Below are 16,654 nucleotides of genomic sequence, written 5' to 3'. Positions count from 1 at the left end.
ATCATTTGTTATAATTGCGCGCGTTTTATGACGAAATTTTTTCCCAGTTTGGAGAGCTTATGGAACACTTAACCACCAGTTTGGATGTTTTATTCATATTATTAGGCGCTATTTTAGTGTTATTCATGCACGCAGGTTTTGCTTTCTTAGAAGTCGGAACTGTGCAACACAAAAACCAAGTCAATGCTTTGGTTAAAATTATGACAGATTTGGGCGTTTCGACCGTTGCCTATTTCTTCATTGGTTATGGTGTCTCTTATGGCGTTTTTCTAGGTTTCAATTTAGATGGACAGCTAACTCAAATGATGACCGAAAAATCAGGTTATGAGTTGGTTAAGTTTTTCTTTTTGATGACATTTGCTGCGGCGATTCCGGCGATTGTTTCGGGTGGTATTGCAGAAAGAGCAAAATTTTATCCTGTTTTAATGGCAACTTTTTTAACAGTGGCTTTTGTTTATCCATTTTTTGAAGGCTTGGCTTGGAATGGCAACTTTGGTTTTCAAGATTGGCTAAAAGAATCTTTTGGTGCGGGTTTTCATGATTTTGCTGGATCGGTGGTGGTGCATGCAGTGGGTGGTTGGATAGCCTTAGCAGCGATTTTGGTGTTAGGCGCAAGACACAATCGCTACAACCAAGACGGCACGATTCGTCATGTGTACCCACCTTCAAGCATTCCATTTTTAGCGTTGGGTGCTTGGATTCTATCCGTCGGTTGGTTTGGCTTTAATGTGATGTCAGCCCAAACCATTGAAGGCATTCAAGGTTTAGTCGCCATGAACTCATTGATGGCCATGGTCGGTGGTATCATTGCGGCAACTGTGGTTGGCGATAAAGACCCTGGATTTGTGCACAACGGTCCTCTAGCTGGACTGGTAGCCATTTGTGCTGGATCTGATGTGGTAAGCCCGCTCGGTGCTTTAGTCATTGGTTTAGTCGCAGGTGCAATGTTTGTTAAAGCCTTTACTTGGACTCAAAATAAACTAAAAGTAGATGATGTCTTAGGTGTTTGGCCTTTACACGGTCTTTGCGGATTGTGGGGTGCCATTGCAGCCGGTATATTTGGTTCTGCGGCCTTAGGTGGTTTAGGTGGTGTTTCGTTAATGTCACAAATAATAGGTGCTTTGGTCGGTGTGTTGGTTGCATTTGTTGGTGGTTGGATTATTTACAAGCTGGTTCAAAAAACCATGGGCTTAAGAATGTCTGATGAAGACCAATATTTAGGTGCCGATTTGTCGATTCATAAAATTCACGCAAATCCACCAAGAGAAGAGTTTTAATTTTAGCGCTACAATTGAGCGCCTAAAAGTTTACCCATTTTTTCAAACAACCCACACTGACAGTTGTGGGTTTTTCTTTTATATGAGTTTTAATTAGGCTTCTGCTTCATTTTAAAACTTTTTCAATACATAGATAGGCTTATGCAAAAATTAACATCCGATCAACTCTATCGTTATACAAAAATTGACCCTAAAGCTTTTGATGATGCAGGGCCAGATACCATTGAGTTTATGGAGCGTTTTCATCCACGGGCTTATCAATCATTAAATTTTGGGTTACATCTAAAGCGCAATCAAAACCATATTTTTATCATGGGGCAATCGGGTGTCGGACGCATTGGTATGACCAAAGCCATGCTCCGCAGAGCGGCTTTAAATAAGCCTATGCCACACGATGTGGTTTTGGTATCCGATTTTAATGAGTCGAACAAAACACAATATTTGTACTTTGATGCAGGGCAGGGACACATCTTTAAAAGTGCGATAGAAGAGTTCATTGCACAATTAAAGAGTCAGTTGCCGGTGATTTTTGATGGTCATAACTATCAGCTAAGAAGTCAGCAAATAGAAAATGAATTATTAGCCAAGCAAGAAGCGGCTTTGGAAGATGCATTTGATTTGGCTGAATCTTTGAGTATTGAAATTCAACAAACCGAAAACAGCTTTGTACTCTATGCGTTGATTGATGGCCAAAGGGTTCGTTCCGCAGATCTTAAAACTCAAGAAGAAGCGGTACAGCGTCAATTCATGCAGGCTTTAGATGAAGTAGAGGCAGAACTCAATAAGGGTTTAACCCATTTCCCATTTTTGCAACACGAGTTTATGGATGCGGGTAAACGCCTAAATACTCAAGTGGTCAATGAGCATTTATTGCCACTGATTAATGCCTTGCGTATGGAGTTTGGCAAAACAGATGACATCAAAAATTATTTAGATTCTCTTCAAAAAGCCGTTGTTAACAAGTTGCATTTATTTTGGGATCAAAATTCTGAGCAGGTCACCAGTAGTCAGCAAACCTCAATGGAAGAACTGTTGGCGGAACAACAAGGTTTAGCCGTTTTTGAAGTTAACCTACTGGTTGATCATCGCGGAATGGAACATGCTCCTGTGATTTATGAACAGAATGTATCCATGCCTAAATTATTTGGTTACACCATTAATTCGGCCACTGCCAATGCCACAGATACCGTGAGCTTAGCCATGAATCACCAAGCGGGTTTATTACAAAAAGCGCATGGTGGTTTTTTAATGTTAAGTGTGGCCTCTCTATTAAAAGACCCAGAAATTTGGTCTAATTTAAAAGCCGCTTTGATGACTAAACGCATGACTTTTGAAATTCCATCCAGTAGCTCTGTTGTGCCTTACCATTTGCCAGATTTTCCGATTAATGTCACTTTGGTTTTGCTGGGTCAACCCTCGCATTTTTACGCGCTGCAAGAAGTCGATAGCCAGTTTGATCGTTTATTTAAGGTTCAGGTTGAGTTTGAAACGGAACTGGAACGCACCCACGAGCATGAGTTAGTCTTGGCCAAAAAATTAGCCGGTGAAATTGAAGACTGGGAAGATTTACCCGTGGATACTTCTGCGCTAGAAAGACTGATTGAATATGCCTCACGCATGGCAGAACATCAAAATCGTTTGTACACCAACAAAGCAATCTTAAGAGATGTTTTAGCCGAAGCTAATGCCTATGCCAGAGCAAATCAAGAAGGTCATGTCTCGCGTGCAACGATTGAAGCCACTTTGCAACAAAAGGCATTTCATACGGGCTTGGTTGAAGAATATCATCATCGTGCGATTGTTGAACAACAGGTTTTAGTCAGTACTGAAGGGCAAAAAATTGGTCAGGTTAATGGCTTAACGGTGGTGTCTTTTGGAAAACAATCTTTTGGACAACCGGTTCGTATTACCGCACAAGCCAGTGCAGGTGAAGATGGTGTTATAGATATAGAAACTGAAGTAGATATGTCTGGCCCAATTCACTCAAAGGGTATGTTGATTATTTCAGGGTTTTTAAGAGGTCGCTATATGCGTGAAAAAGCCCATGGTTTTACTGCGTCGATCGTGATGGAACAAACTTATGATGGTATTGAAGGCGACAGTGCTTCTTCAGCAGAACTTTTAGCCTTGTTATCCAGCATTTCTCAAGTGCCCTTGCGCCAAGATTTGGGCGTTACAGGTGCCATTAATCAATTTGGTGAGATACAGCCTATTGGTGGTGTGAATGAGAAAATAGAAGGCTTTTTCAAAATCTGCCAAGAAAGAGGCTTAACGGGTAAACAAGGGGTGATTATTCCAACAGCCAATATGTGTCATTTAATGTTGGATATTCCAGTCAGGGAAGCGGTTGAGCGGGGTGAATTTCATATTTATGCGATGGCGCACATCGATGATGCTTTAAGTTTAATGACAGGATTACCGGCTGGTAAACCGAATGCTTTTGGGCAATTTCCAGAGGGCAGTTTAAATTATAAAATTGTCACAGCACTTGAAAAACTCAATGAGAAAGAGGATAAAGACGACAAAGATGATTAGTGTTTAAACGCTGATGGCTTTTTAAAGTTAACCCTCTGCCAAGAGGGTTTTTCTTTTATAGCTGCTGTTTTTGTTTAACTCTATTCCGCCAAGATTTAATCACATGCCAGCGCCAAAAAAGCTGAATGGCAATATAACTGATTAACCCTAGAACTAAACCGACAACCACACTGCCAAGATACAAGGGCAGCCATAACTCTCCTAAGGTATTTAAAATCCAATCCCAGCTCATATCAAAACCAAGGCTTTCTTCAGCGGTTTGCCCCAGTATCCAGGTGCCCACTAAGTAATTAAAGTAAAAAATTGGCGGCATGGTAAAGGGGTTACTAATCCACACTAAAGCAACACTTAATGGTAAATTAGCTCTGAAAATAATCGCACTGATGGCTGCAGTAACCATTTGAGATGGGATAGGAATAGACATCCAAAAAAGTCCAATCCAAAAAGCCCGACTGACAGGAACTCTGTTTAGGTGCCATAAATAAGGTTTGTGTAGCCACTGACTTAGAAATCCCAAGCCTTTCATATTGCGAACTTTTTCCGGATTAGGAATAAAGCGCTGGAGTAATTTTTTAGGCATATGTTTATTCGTTTTGTATTAGGGGTCTTAGCGGCCACCTTTGGCTTTTATCAAATACCCGAGCTTCCGGTCTTCTCGGTCAGTAAATCTTTTGCAATCGCTTTAGGTTCAATCATCTTGTTGATTGTGTTTTGGCGCTTGCGGGGACTTAAAGGCCCTGTAGATTTTATAAACGGCTTCATTATAGGGTTTCAGTTAGTTTTTTGGCAGACTTTTTTTATTCCACAGGTGCCAACCACATTTTTAAATCAACCCATAGAATTGGTCGGGCAGATTGAGGGGTTGGTAGAGGAATCGGTAACTGATCAGTCAGGCAAATCAAAGCAACAAAAATGGCGTTTTGATTTGCGTGTACACGACATGAAAACGCCAAATGGAATTGTACAAACTTTTGGCTTTGGGTCTAGACCCAAAGTGCGCCTGTCTTGGTATCAGATTGCGTCAGAAGATAGGGCAATCATAAAACCCGTAGCAGGTGAAGTTTGGCAGTTAGCCGTCAAATTAAAACCGAATCATGCTTCCTTGAATCCTGGCGGATTTGACTACGAAACCTACTTGTTTCGAGAGGGTATTGCGGCCACGGGTTATGTTTTATCTAAAGGATCTATTAAAAATCAACCCTTAAGCGCTTTTGGGATGGATGCTCGAACCTTCTTAACAGAGAGATTGAGTCAATTATTTTCAAACTCTGAGTTTAGAGGATTATTTTTGGCATTATTGGTCGGTCAAAAAACCGACCTAGACTCAGCAGATTGGCAGACCTTGCAAGCAACGGGCACCATTCATCTCATGGCGATTTCTGGACTGCATATGGGGATTATGGCAGCCATAGGCTATTTTTTGTTGGGTGGACTTTGGTCGTTAAGCATTCGTTTTTCATCAAACTTACCCCGCGCGATTAAATATCGCCTGCTAAACACGCCAAAGATTTGGGTTGCAGGCTTGGGTGCTTTGCTATTTTCAACGGTTTATTTAACCTTGGCTGGCTATGCAATCCCCACGCAACGCGCTTGGTTAATGGTGCTGGTGGTGCTTTTAATGGTATTTTTACAAAGGGCTTTTCAACCCTTTGCAGCATTGGCATTAGCGGCATTATTGATTGTCATTTGGCAACCGACTTCTGTGCTAAGCCCAGGTTTTTGGCTATCCTTTGTGGCTGTCGCGCTGATCTTTGGTGCCTTGTTTCATCCAAAAATACAACCTAAAAGCAAATGGCAAAAATTTTGGTTGATACAGCTGGTATTGTTTTTGGGGCTGGCACCTTTAATTGCATTTTATTATCAACAATTTCCTTTAATGTCGTTACTGGCAAATTGGATAGCGGTTCCTTTTGTTAGTTTTTATGGTTTACCAGTATTACTATTATTGGGGTTGCTCGATTGGGTTTTACCGGTTGATTGGATGAATTTATTGGTGAGCTGGAATGATCATGCCTGGCAAGGGTTATGGGGTTATTTAAATTTTTTAACCTTATCACCAATTAACCAAATGCCTTTAACGCTGACACTTTGGCAAGTTGTGCTCATTTATTTGGGATTGTTTTTGTGGGTAAACCCTAACAATCATTGGGGGATAAAGAGCCGCTTGCTTGTATGGATACCCATCTTAAGTATTTTGGGGTATGGTTTTATGCCTAAATCCTTTGAGGGAATCACCATTCAAATCTTAGATGTTGGGCAGGCACAAGCAGTGGTTTTATTAACCCCAAACCACACGATTGTTGTTGACACTGGCAGTCGATGGAATGCTAACCTGGACGGCGCCAGTATGGCGATTTTGCCCTATCTTAAAACGCAAAACCGCCAGAAAATTGATTTATTAGTGGTTAGTCATAGCGATTTAGACCATAGCGGCGGTACTCAACGCCTGATGGATAGCTTACCCATAATTAAAGCTGTTTCAGGGCAAGCAACTCAACTCAATCAAGCCCTTAACACAACCACCTTTACCCCCTGCCAAGCAGGGCAAACTTGGCAATTTGACGATTTGAGTCTTGCCGTTTTGGCACCAGATTCCGATGTTGAAGTTTGGCCAGTTCCTAAAAATGACAATGATCATTCGTGCGTTATTAAAGCCAGTTTTCCAACACTTAAAGGCGAAAAATCTATTTTAATGACAGGGGATTTAAGTCAAGCCTATGAAAAAAGACTGGTGGCTCTTTATCAGAAAACCGATATTTTAAAATCTACGCTGTTAGTGGCAGGGCATCATGGCAGTAAAACGGCCAGTTCTACAGAATTTTTACAGGGGGTCGCTCCGGAAATGGTTATTTTTAGTAGTGGTTATCAAAATCGATTTGGTTTTCCTAATCAACAGGTGATTGAGCAGGTTGAGGCGCAAAATGTAACTTGGTTAAACACGGCTTGCGCTTCAGCCATTTCAATCAGTGCGCAAAAGCAAAGCGAGCTTAAAATAGAAAGCTTTAGAGAACTGAGCGCAAAATGGTATCATCATCGCTGTTTTGAAGATGAAAAAGGAAGGTTTTACCAGTGAGTTGGCCAAGATTTTGGGTAAAAAAACAATGGCAAACTTGGTTGCTTATGCCACTGGGCGCCTTAGTGTGCCGTATCGCAAAACATCGCCTCAACAAGTTTAAACAACAAAAATTAGCAACCTCCAGCAACACGCTGATTATAGTGGTGGGCAATATCGTGGTGGGTGGCAGTGGCAAAACCCCTTTTATTCAATGGCTGGTTCAGCAGTGTCAAGATTTGCAGCTCACAGTTGGCATTGTCAGTCGGGGGTATGGAGGGCAATCAAAAGTTTGGCCACTCAAGGTAACCACTGATTCTGACCCTACACTGGTGGGGGACGAGCCATTATTACTGGCGTTAACCACGGGTTGCCCAATAGCGGTTTCCCCAAAGCGTCCAGAGGCGATTGAATTTTTGTTAAATGAACAAGCATTGGATGTGATTATTTCTGATGATGGATTACAGCATTTTGCCATGGCGCGTGATTTGGAGTTTGTTTTGATAGATGCGCAACGCCAACTTGGCAATGGTTTGTGTTTACCTGCAGGTCCTTTAAGAGAACCCCAAAGGCGTTTGCAAGCCGTAGACTTTGTGGTCTATAACGGGGCTAGTGCTGCAGAAAACTGGCAAATGCAACTCAAGCCAATAGGTTTTAGACAAGTGAATAATCCCAATCATTTTAAATCCTTAGATGAGTTTGTTCATCTCTATTCAAAGCACACTGTCACTGCGATGGCAGGTATTGGTAATCCGCAGCGTTTTTTTGAAACGCTCAAAAAAATGGGGCTGTCACTGTTAGAAATGCCCCTAAAAGACCATCAGGCATTTTCTAAAGCCATTTTTGATAATTTACCCAGCAGTGAAAATCCCATCATTATGACTCAGAAAGATGCGGTAAAATGTTTAGAATTTGCGCCAGATAGCGCTTGGTATTTAGAGATTTCGCCGCACTGTTCTGATGAATTTGCAATGCGTGTCAAAGAAACCATTCAGTCAATCATCGCGCGTAAGCAACGCACTTCTAAAATTTAGGAAATCTACAATGGATCCAAAACTACTTGATATCTTGGTTTGTCCCGTTACCAAAACGACTTTATTTTATGACAAAAAATCTCAAGAACTGATTTCAACGGCAGCCAAGTTAGCATATCCCGTGAGAGATGGTATTCCTATCATGTTGGCAGACGAGGCTCGCGAACTCAGTAGCGATGAAGTTGAAACTTACCGCGCTAAAAAGAGCTAAATAATATGGCGTTTACCATTATTATTCCTGCCAGATTTGACTCCAGCCGCCTAGTCGGCAAACCCCTAATGGATATTTTAGGCAAACCCATGATTGAATGGACTTGGCTTCAAGCCAAGCAATCTGGAGCAGAGCGCATTATTATTGCCACGGAATCGGCTGAAGTCAAAGCGGTTTGTGAAGCATTTGGTGCCGAGGTGTGTTTAACCGGCGCACATCATCAATCTGGGACTGAGCGCATTGCCGAAGTCATCGATTTAGCGCATATTGGCGGTGATGAAATCATTGTTAATGTGCAAGGTGATGAACCCATGTTGCCTTCTGAGCTAATTCATCAAGTGGCTGATGGTTTGGCAGATCACCCAGAAATTTCTATGGCAACCCTGTGCGAACCGATTGAAGATATCGCCACGCTGTTTAATACCAATGCGGTCAAAGTCAGTCGTGATGTTGCCAATCGTGCCATCAATTTCAGCCGAGCGCCCTTGCCTTGGTCAAGAGATACTTTCAATACAGACCCTAAAACACTTCCAAAAAATTGGCATTACAAGCGCCATATCGGTTTGTATGCCTATCGTGCGGGTTTTGTAAAACAATATGTAGCTTGGCCCGAGTGTGCGTTAGAACAAATTGAAAAACTCGAGCAATTGCGTGTATTGTGGCATGGCGAGAAAATTTTGGTGTTGGACGCCCTGTGTGAAGCCGGAGTTGGGGTGGATACCCTGGAACAACTAAATTTGGTGCGCCAGCTGATGGCACAAAAGCAAGGCTTATCGGTTTAACATGAGTAAGCTTTTAAATTTAGTGTTTATAGGCGCTTTTTTGTATTTTGTGTATTGGATGATTAAGCGCCACTTTAAACATCGTCAGCTAGAAGCTCAAGGTATCGTTATCCAGCAGCAGGGTATGCGTCCCATTACCCTATTTGCCATCGTCATGGTTGCCTGTTATGGCGCTTATATGCTGTGGTTTTTCATTGCAGCTTAGTCACACACCCTCTAATCTTACTCCCTAATTTAAGGCATTCCCTTGGCACTCAAACCCACCATTTATAAATTTAAAGCAGCGGTTTCAGACATGAACCGTGACTATTACGATGCATTAAGCTTAACATTTGCGCAACATCCCTCTGAAACCGCAGAACGCATGATGGTGCAAGTATTGGCCTATTGCCTAAACGCACCCCTTGAAGGCTTGACCTTTACCAAAGGGTTAAATGATAACGACGAACCCGCCCTCTGGGCCAAAAGTTTAGATGACCAATTACTGTTATGGATAGATGTGGGAGAGCCGGCATTTGAGCGTATTAAAAAAGCCACTCGCATTGCCAAGAAAACCAAGGTTTATAGTTTTAATTCCAAGTCTGATGTTTGGTGGCTGCAAGGTGAGTCGCAATTTAAAACCTTGGCATTAGAGGTGGTGCGTTTTGACTGGAATGGCATTCAAGCCTTGGCAAAGTTGGTAGAGCGCACCTTAGATTTTTCGGTGACCTTTAGCGGCGATACCGCTTATATTGCCACTGCCAAAGGCGATTGCGAAGTGCATTGGGAAGTTTTGCAACGCAACGAATAACGCGCATCTTAGCGATTCAATAAACTGGATTAAAAGGGCATTTTAGGTGCAAATTTAACCAGGCCTGGTTATTTTTGGGGTATTCTGGCTTGGTCAATGGTCTTGCAGAGAACCGGTAAAGATTGAATTAAGCGCGCAGTAGGGCGTTGCAGTTGATCAGCATCTAAAGGGTAGATGTGTTTATGTTTTACCGCATCGATTAAAGGCCAGCGCTGCCAAGTGTTTAACCAATCTTTTTGGGTGGCGGATTGACCACCTAGCAAAATAACTTCTGGGTTACGGGTAATAATCGATTCTAAACCGATTTCGGCAGCTGGCTGTTTAAGGTCGTGAAAAAGATTTTTACCACCACAGATTTCTATGGCTTGACTGATGAATTGATCCTTGCCGATGGTCATTAAAGGACTGTTCCAAATTTGATAAAACACGGAAACAGGTCTGGCGTTTTGATACAAACTGCGTTGATGATTCAGTTGATTTTTAAGCTGATTGACGATGGATGCTTTATAAGCAGTTTTGTGAATAATATGTTCCAATATATTGATCGTATTGGGAATTTCTTCTAAGGTTTTGGCGTTAAATAACATTAATTTAAAATCTAATTGCTTAGAGAGAGATTGTAATTTTTCGATGTCTTGTAAACGATTGCCACCTTGCCAAGCAACAATTAAATCGGGTTTCAGTTGAATGATTTTTTCGATATTCAAGCCTGATGAATTGCCAACGATGGGTAGGGATTTTGCAAAGGCAGGGAAATCCGAGAACTCAATAACGCCCACTAATTTTTCTAATCCCCCTGCGCTGGCAACCAATTCTGTGGTGCCAGGTGACAAAGAAATAATGCGTTCAATTTGCTGAGCGTTTGCTTGGCAGTGCCAGCTTTGTAAGCCTAAAATGACGCTCAGTAAACTCAGAAAAAAATGCATTAAAAATCAAAACCGGGTTGTGCTTGAATGCCACTGGTAAAGGCGTGCTTTTCATCTTTAATATCTGATACGGTATCGGCCATGTCACGCAGCTCAGCAATGGCTGAACGCCCAGTGACCACCACATGTTGCATGTCAGGGCGATGGCTGATGGTGTTTAGCACAGTATCTTTATCGAGGTATTCATAACTCAGCAAATAGGTCAGTTCGTCTAATACCACCAAATCAAAACTGGGGTCTTGCAGCATTTGGGTGGCAATTGCCCAACCTCTTTCGGAGGTGGCAATATCGCCAGCTCGGTCTTGTGTGTCCCAAGTAAAGCCATCTCCCAAAACATGCCATTCACATTTCGGGTGCGTTTTAAAAAAGGCTTCTTCTCCGGTATCGGTTCTACTTTTAATAAACTGACACACACCGACCTTTAGACCATGTCCTAAAGCGCGAGCCACCATGCCAAAGCCAGAAGTGGATTTACCCTTGCCGTTCCCTGTAATCACCAGCAACAAGCCTTTTTTTTGCGTGGCGCTGGCAATGGCGGCATCAATTTGAGCTTTTTTGCGTTCCATACGAATCTTGTGATATTTGGATTTTTGATCTTCATTATTCAGTTTTTCAGACATGAGATTCTCTTAAAGTTTATGGATTAGGGTGTTGTTTTAGATGACGCAAAACATCATTAAAAATCTTTTTAGCATTGCCCTCATGGGTTTGAGCGTAAACAGGGCGCCAGTTGAATTGTGATTGATCTATTTCGCTTGCAGATTCAACACCCTTACCTTGTTTGATCAGTTTCAGTGCTTCTTCTCGCATATAAACTAAGTAGTCGTAGGTGTCGGTTTTTACTTTTTGCATGGAAGCCGCACCACCATGTCCAGGAATCACAGTGGCATCGTCACCTGCAAAGGCTTGCATTTTGGCGAATGCGCCCATCCAGTCTTGGGTGTTGGTATAAGGGAATACCGCAATCATGCGGTCAGCGTAGCCTAGGTCACCAGTGAAGAGCAGTTTTTTGCTGGGCACATAAGCCACTGTCGAACCGCGGGTATGCGCTTCACCAAAATAGCGCAACTGTACTTTTTCGCCACCCCCTACATCAATATCTAGGGCGTCTTTAAAAGGCGTATAGTGCGCCGACATATTGCGCGTAATGCCATAGAGGGCTTCATCACCGCGTTCCATGCCACGCTGCACACTGCGGTCATAACTTTTATTAAAATCTTCAATCGCGAGTTCTTGAGAATAAATATGGCGAACACCCACATCCCACCAATAGCTAGCACCTAAGTTGGCGTGCCCTTGATTGTTTTCAATGGCAATCCACTTAATCGGTTTTGAGGTAATACGTTTTATCATTTTGTGCGCGCTATAGGCCACCACAGGATTTGGCCCAGCATTAAACACAAAAACGCCTTCCGGAAATATGACAAAACTGATGTTATTATTCAGTCCAAAGTTTTCTTTGGTGGCCCACATCAAAGCACCTGTCATGGTATAAACATTGGGCATGATTTCTTTAAATTCAGGTAAAGGCAAGGCTTCTCCAATATAACCTTGAGCTTTTTGAAGTTTTTTCACCTCATCCACATAGGTTTGAAATGAAGCCATGCCGGTTTCTTTAGCATAGGTTTCAAAGCCTTTTAAATACGCATCTTCAAATGGCTGAGCAAAGCTTGCCGAGCTGAAAGTAGTTAGGGAGGTGATGACCAATAGCAGTTTTTTAAACATAGAAGCCTCTTAATGAAACTTTAAATCTTGATTAAGCCGCATTTAAATTGGCAAAACGCTTGCGGAATTTTTTGCATAACTCGGGCGCATTGGCTTCCAACATATTGGTAATACTCACAATCATTTCTTTTGCAGCACCGTTTTTAAAATCTTTGTCTAGCTGGTAAAGCGTAAACAAATGGTTTAAAGCGGTTTCATAGTCATGTTCTGCGACCAGGCAGATAGCTAGATCAAATAAGGCATCGCCATCTTGTGGATTTTGGGCAATTTGGTGAATCAACTTTTCTTTACCAAGGGTTTTTGCCGCCAAATCTTTAAAGGTGAGTTGTCCTAATAAAGAACGCCCCATATCACTTTGTTTAGCAGAGTCTGGTAACTGGTTAAAAATGGTTTTAGCTTGTTCAAATTGGTCTAAATCAATCATGATTTGCACCATATCCATGGCAACGCGAGGATTGCTGGGGTCTTGTTGAGCGGCTTGGGTTAATAGTTGAATCGCATGACCCACTTGACCTGAAAGATAAGCCGTTCTTGCCTGTTCTCTTAAATCATCTGAAACTCTAAAAATGCCTAAGCTGCGTAATAAAGCTGCCACTTCATCGGGTTTTATGAGCCCTTCAACCGCTTCACTGATATCACCGTTTTTCATGACAAAGGTCGTGGGTACATTTTGAATATCAAATTGTTGCGCCAGTTCAGGCTGCTCATCAATATCCACTTTTGCAAACACAAACTGCCCTGCACAGTCTTTAGCGGCAGCGGTTAAAGTTTGTTCTAAGGTGATACAAGGGCCCGAATAAACAGCCATAAACTCAAGAATCACAGGCAGTTTATGTGAATTTTTGAGCACTAAATCATCGAAGTTTTGGGCGTTAATATCAAAAATAAAAGCAGTTTGGCTCATGGTGTTTATCTCATCTCTTTCTTCTTAAAAAAATCATTATAAACCAAGCGCAAGGTGTTCTTGGGTTTGGAATTTTATGATCACAATAAGGGTTTGTTATTCCGTAATGCCTAAAATAGGGTTGAGTTTTTGCCAATCTAGGTGAGCTTCTAGGGTATCGGCCAGTCGATTCAATTGAGTTTCCCTTTGTTGCTCTATATCAAAATACACGGTTTGATTGAGACCTGACCAAGCTAACAATGATTTTAATGCGTTAGGATGATCAAACAATCCGTGACAGTAGCTGACTAAAATTTGATTGTCTTCAGAAATTGCGCCATCTTGTTCACCTGTCGTCCAATGAATGGCTGGGGTTAAATGTTTAAAGTCTGTGATGCCCTGATGAATTTCGTAGCCAACAACCGGCGATGGGTTGGATAAGTTAAGGGTTCCGGTGCGTTGTATGAGTTGTTTGTCTGCTTTAAATTCGGTGGAATAGGGCATTAAGTTCAGCCCAGTGATTTGGCAATCTTCAGATTCCATTTTTAATGGATCTAGAATGTGTTGCCCCAACATTTGCAAACCACCGCAAATGCCGATGAGTTTACCGTTGTAGCGCAAATGTTTTTGCAGATAGGTTTCCCAACCTTGAGACTTAAGCCAATTCAAATCAAACCCAACACTTTTGCTGCCTGGCAAAATGACTAGGTCTGAGGGTGGTATAGGTTCTAAATGTTTGACCCACTGAAAATCTATGTGCGGATGACAAATCAGCGGGTCAAGATCCGTGTGGTTTGAGATGTGGGGTAGGAGCGGGGCGATGACTTTAAAAGTTGCCTGACTGGTTTTAGATTTGGCGTTTTCACTGGCAATGGCATCTTCCGCATCTAAATGTAAACCATGCAAATAGGGCAAAACGCCCAGCACTGGTTTGCCCGTTTCGGTTTCTAACCAATCAAGCCCCCCTTGTAATAGAGCAATATCGCCACGAAAGCGATTAATCACAAAGCCTTTGATGCGATTTCTTTCAGATTCACTCAAACACGCCAGCGTACCTACAATATGAGCAAACACACCGCCTTTGTCGATGTCGGCAATTAAAATCACCGGACAATCCACGGCTTCGGCAAAACCCATATTGGCAATATCGCCTTGGCGCAAATTAACTTCGGCAGGTGAACCTGCGCCTTCTACCAAAATTGACTGGTATTGCTGTGAGAGAATTTGAAAAGAATCGAAAACGGCTTTTGCCGCTTTGGGTTTATAAGTGTGGTAATCCATGGCATTAAGATTGCCAATAGAATGACCTTGTAATATCACTTGAGCGCCTGTATCACTGCTGGGTTTGAGTAACACTGGGTTCATGTGAACCGATGTTGGAATTTTAGCCGCTTGCGCTTGCAAGGCTTGGGCTCGGCCAATTTCTCCGCCATCTGGGGTCACGGCACTGTTAAGTGCCATGTTTTGCGGCTTAAAAGGCGCCACCGAAAAATGGCGCCTTGCCAAAACCCTACATAATCCCGCCACTAAAGTGCTTTTGCCCGCATCCGATGTGCAGCCTTGAATCATGAGGGTTGTTGTCATTTATAAACTGCCTTTGACGCCAACAAACAATTGAGTGCCACCATTGGCATAAACATAACTCGGTGTAACGCCATCGGCTTGGTAAGCGGCTACTGCGGTGGTGTAATCTTGGTTAAACAGGTTTTCTACCTTAGCAAACACATTCACATGCTGGGTTGCTTGGTAATCGGCAGTTAAATCGGTCACAAAATATTCACCAACTTGCGCGCCAGCCTGATTGGCTTTGTCATAGACCTTGCCAATATAACGAGTGCTTAACCCCAAGTGAGTGTTGTTTAGAGAATAGTTATCCAAAGTTAGACCAGCTTGTTGTTCTGGACGACGCGCTAACCATTGATTATTGTCGTCTTTAGCGGTTTGGGCGGTATAGTTAAAGCCTGCATTGGTTTGGATGTTGCCAAAGTTGATTTTATAGGAGGCTTCAAACCCTTGATATTTTGAGCTGCCAGTGAAGTTAGTATAGCTTCCATAGCTGCCAATACTATTATCGTAATCAATTTCACGATCTATTTTGGAGTTGAAATAAGTCAGCTCTAAACCCAAAAGCGCAAGCGTAATATCGTAAGATTCTTTGGTTTCAGGGTAAACAGGCACACTTGCATAAGATAACTCCGCCAAAGAGGGCGCACGATAGCCAGTACCCATATTCGCCGCTAGGGAAATTGTGTTGGTAAACAGAAATTTTGCGCCCAAGTTACCGGTTACTTTATCTTGATAGGCGTCATATTCGTCGCTTCTTAATGATTGGGTTAAGATCAGCTTTTGCTTTAAAAACAAATTGGTATTATTGAGTCCAAAACCCAAGTTGTCATAGTTGTTTTTAGCATTATTTTCGTTGGTTAAGAATTTCTTATCAATAAACAGCGTTGCAAATTGATTATTGAAATAATTCATCTTTACTTGAGTGGAAACTTTGGTTTGCTTACCTTTGCTATAAGTGCTCTCAAGGGTATTTTCTTGCAATGCGAAACTCGGCGTGAAAGAACCCATGCGGGCTTGATAAGAAAGTTGTCTTAATTGTGATTGATAGGTGGACGGTGAGTCGGTACTTGGGCTACTGCCAAAATCAATGTTGGTTGCATATTGACTTTGTTTAACAAACAATTGGACTCTTTGGTTTTGAGTTGGGTTTATGCCCATTTTAAAAGAGATGTCTGTTTGAGAATAAGGATCTGCTTCATAGCCATCCACAGATTTATGAGCGTCTTTGATTGCCGTGAAACCCTCACTGCTCACATCGGTTAAATTCACAACGAAATCAACTTTTTCATTGCCCGCGCCTAAAGTGGTGGTTAATTTTTGATAACCGTAACTACCCGCGCTAATTGTGGCTTGCGCTTTTTGCCCAGGCTTTTTGGTGATGATATTAATAACACCCGCCATAGCGCCACTTCCCCAAGCACTGGATTGAGCCCCTTTAATGATTTCAATACGCTCCACATCATCCAGTAAAAGGGCTTCAACATGGGTTCCGCCAACACTGGTAGGATCATTGAGTTCAACACCGTCTTGTAAAAACAAAATGCGTTTGCCGGTTTCACCTCTCATAAAAATAGTGGTTTGCTTACCCAGTCCGCCTTGGTTTGTGATAAAAATACCTGGCACTTGTTTAAGCGCTTCATCTAAGGTTTTATATTGTTTTTCGGCAATTTCTTCAGCGGTAATAATGGTGGTGTTTGCTGTCACTGAACTGAGAGGTTGTTCGGTATTATTGGCGGTAACCACCACTTGACTGAGTTGCGTTGTTGAGGTTTCTGCATAGATGGCAGAAGCATTGAGCGTGGCTAAAATAGCCAAACTTAATTTTGAAAGTTTCATGGAATTTTCCTTCAATTCATAAAGTATTTAATGAACG

Annotated in this window: 15 protein-coding genes; 8 read left to right on the top strand and 7 right to left on the bottom strand. The window is 42.2% G+C overall.

Annotated elements, in window-relative coordinates:
- Nucleotides 1-59: 59 nt before the first annotated feature.
- Both THMIRH_RS07050 and THMIRH_RS07045 read left to right on the top strand, forming a co-directional pair.
- A complete protein-coding gene (locus tag THMIRH_RS07050; RefSeq protein WP_173291423.1) occupies nucleotides 60-1,277 on the top strand; it encodes an ammonium transporter in 1,218 nt (405 codons plus the stop codon).
- Nucleotides 1,278-1,418: 141 nt separating this feature from the next.
- Complete coding sequence (locus tag THMIRH_RS07045) at nucleotides 1,419-3,812, top strand: Lon protease family protein (RefSeq protein WP_173291422.1); 2,394 nt, start codon at nucleotides 1,419-1,421, stop codon at nucleotides 3,810-3,812.
- A 55-nt stretch (nucleotides 3,813-3,867) separates the two neighbouring features.
- On the opposite strand, the gene THMIRH_RS07040 is transcribed toward THMIRH_RS07045, so the two are convergent.
- Nucleotides 3,868-4,392, bottom strand: coding sequence for a DUF2062 domain-containing protein (locus THMIRH_RS07040; RefSeq protein ID WP_173291421.1), 525 nt, complete (start codon nucleotides 4,390-4,392; stop codon nucleotides 3,868-3,870).
- On the opposite strand from THMIRH_RS07040, the gene THMIRH_RS07035 reads away from it, so the two are divergent.
- Genes THMIRH_RS07035 through THMIRH_RS07010 form a run of 6 tightly spaced genes read left to right on the top strand, consistent with a single transcriptional unit; the run spans nucleotide 4,393 to nucleotide 9,681 of the window.
- On the top strand, nucleotides 4,393-6,885 hold the full coding sequence (locus tag THMIRH_RS07035; RefSeq protein WP_173291420.1) for a DNA internalization-related competence protein ComEC/Rec2: 2,493 nt from the start codon (nucleotides 4,393-4,395) through the stop codon (nucleotides 6,883-6,885).
- The gene (gene lpxK, locus THMIRH_RS07030) at nucleotides 6,882-7,898 is read left to right on the top strand and encodes a tetraacyldisaccharide 4'-kinase (RefSeq protein ID WP_173291419.1); all 1,017 of its coding nucleotides are present in this window, start codon (nucleotides 6,882-6,884) and stop codon (nucleotides 7,896-7,898) included. The genes THMIRH_RS07035 and lpxK overlap by 4 nt, the downstream gene beginning before the upstream one ends.
- Nucleotides 7,899-7,908: 10 nt before the next feature.
- Entirely contained in the window at nucleotides 7,909-8,109 is a 201-nt protein-coding gene (locus THMIRH_RS07025; RefSeq protein ID WP_173291418.1) for a Trm112 family protein, read from the top strand.
- Nucleotides 8,110-8,114: 5 nt separating this feature from the next.
- Nucleotides 8,115-8,891: a 3-deoxy-manno-octulosonate cytidylyltransferase gene (kdsB, locus tag THMIRH_RS07020; RefSeq protein WP_173291417.1), complete on the top strand. Its 777-nt coding sequence runs from the start codon at nucleotides 8,115-8,117 to the stop codon at nucleotides 8,889-8,891.
- A gap of 1 nt (nucleotide 8,892) precedes the next feature.
- The gene (locus THMIRH_RS07015; RefSeq protein ID WP_173291416.1) at nucleotides 8,893-9,096 is read left to right on the top strand and encodes a hypothetical protein; all 204 of its coding nucleotides are present in this window, start codon (nucleotides 8,893-8,895) and stop codon (nucleotides 9,094-9,096) included.
- Nucleotides 9,097-9,138: 42 nt separating this feature from the next.
- Nucleotides 9,139-9,681, top strand: coding sequence for a YaeQ family protein (locus tag THMIRH_RS07010; protein ID WP_173291415.1), 543 nt, complete (start codon nucleotides 9,139-9,141; stop codon nucleotides 9,679-9,681).
- A gap of 68 nt (nucleotides 9,682-9,749) precedes the next feature.
- Here the strand turns inward: THMIRH_RS07010 and THMIRH_RS07005 are convergent, their stop codons facing one another.
- The 6 genes from THMIRH_RS07005 to THMIRH_RS06980 all read right to left on the bottom strand — a co-directional run bounded on the left by THMIRH_RS07005 (nucleotide 9,750) and on the right by THMIRH_RS06980 (nucleotide 16,617).
- Complete coding sequence (locus tag THMIRH_RS07005; protein ID WP_173291414.1) at nucleotides 9,750-10,607, bottom strand: cobalamin-binding protein; 858 nt, start codon at nucleotides 10,605-10,607, stop codon at nucleotides 9,750-9,752.
- Nucleotides 10,607-11,227, bottom strand: a complete 621-nt coding sequence (gene cobO / locus THMIRH_RS07000; RefSeq protein WP_173291413.1) for a cob(I)yrinic acid a,c-diamide adenosyltransferase — start codon at nucleotides 11,225-11,227, stop codon at nucleotides 10,607-10,609. Before cobO ends, THMIRH_RS07005 begins: the two co-directional genes overlap by 1 nt.
- 16 nt (nucleotides 11,228-11,243) lie before the next feature.
- Nucleotides 11,244-12,332 carry an MBL fold metallo-hydrolase gene (locus THMIRH_RS06995; RefSeq protein ID WP_173291412.1) on the bottom strand — a complete coding sequence of 363 codons (1,089 nt, stop codon included), beginning with the start codon at nucleotides 12,330-12,332 and terminating at the stop codon, nucleotides 11,244-11,246.
- Nucleotides 12,333-12,363: 31 nt separating this feature from the next.
- On the bottom strand, nucleotides 12,364-13,236 hold the full coding sequence (locus THMIRH_RS06990; protein ID WP_173291411.1) for a tetratricopeptide repeat protein: 873 nt from the start codon (nucleotides 13,234-13,236) through the stop codon (nucleotides 12,364-12,366).
- Nucleotides 13,237-13,332: 96 nt separating this feature from the next.
- A complete protein-coding gene (locus THMIRH_RS06985; RefSeq protein ID WP_173291410.1) occupies nucleotides 13,333-14,799 on the bottom strand; it encodes a cobyric acid synthase in 1,467 nt (488 codons plus the stop codon).
- Complete coding sequence (locus tag THMIRH_RS06980) at nucleotides 14,800-16,617, bottom strand: TonB-dependent receptor plug domain-containing protein (protein WP_173291409.1); 1,818 nt, start codon at nucleotides 16,615-16,617, stop codon at nucleotides 14,800-14,802. It abuts the gene before it with no gap.
- Between the last annotated feature and the right edge of the window lie 37 nt (nucleotides 16,618-16,654).

The organism is Thiosulfativibrio zosterae, from assembly GCF_011398155.1.
Lineage (GTDB): Bacteria > Pseudomonadota > Gammaproteobacteria > Thiomicrospirales > Thiomicrospiraceae > Thiosulfativibrio > Thiosulfativibrio zosterae.
This window is presented reverse-complemented; position numbering and strand designations above follow the sequence as displayed.

Bases quoted from the DNA above. Each gene is read 5' to 3' on its own strand.
- THMIRH_RS07050 (WP_173291423.1), top strand. From the start codon at position 60: ATGGAACACTTAACCACCAGTTTGGATGTTTTATTCATATTATTAGGC.
- THMIRH_RS07045 (WP_173291422.1), top strand. From the start codon at position 1,419: ATGCAAAAATTAACATCCGATCAACTCTATCGTTATACAAAAATTGAC.
- THMIRH_RS07040 (WP_173291421.1), bottom strand. From the start codon at position 4,392: ATGCCTAAAAAATTACTCCAGCGCTTTATTCCTAATCCGGAAAAAGTT.
- THMIRH_RS07035 (WP_173291420.1), top strand. From the start codon at position 4,393: ATGTTTATTCGTTTTGTATTAGGGGTCTTAGCGGCCACCTTTGGCTTT.
- THMIRH_RS07025 (WP_173291418.1), top strand. From the start codon at position 7,909: ATGGATCCAAAACTACTTGATATCTTGGTTTGTCCCGTTACCAAAACG.
- kdsB (WP_173291417.1), top strand. From the start codon at position 8,115: ATGGCGTTTACCATTATTATTCCTGCCAGATTTGACTCCAGCCGCCTA.
- THMIRH_RS07015 (WP_173291416.1), top strand. From the start codon at position 8,893: ATGAGTAAGCTTTTAAATTTAGTGTTTATAGGCGCTTTTTTGTATTTT.
- THMIRH_RS07005 (WP_173291414.1), bottom strand. From the start codon at position 10,607: ATGCATTTTTTTCTGAGTTTACTGAGCGTCATTTTAGGCTTACAAAGC.
- cobO (WP_173291413.1), bottom strand. From the start codon at position 11,227: ATGTCTGAAAAACTGAATAATGAAGATCAAAAATCCAAATATCACAAG.
- THMIRH_RS06995 (WP_173291412.1), bottom strand. From the start codon at position 12,332: ATGTTTAAAAAACTGCTATTGGTCATCACCTCCCTAACTACTTTCAGC.
- THMIRH_RS06990 (WP_173291411.1), bottom strand. From the start codon at position 13,236: ATGAGCCAAACTGCTTTTATTTTTGATATTAACGCCCAAAACTTCGAT.
- THMIRH_RS06985 (WP_173291410.1), bottom strand. From the start codon at position 14,799: ATGACAACAACCCTCATGATTCAAGGCTGCACATCGGATGCGGGCAAA.
- THMIRH_RS06980 (WP_173291409.1), bottom strand. From the start codon at position 16,617: ATGAAACTTTCAAAATTAAGTTTGGCTATTTTAGCCACGCTCAATGCT.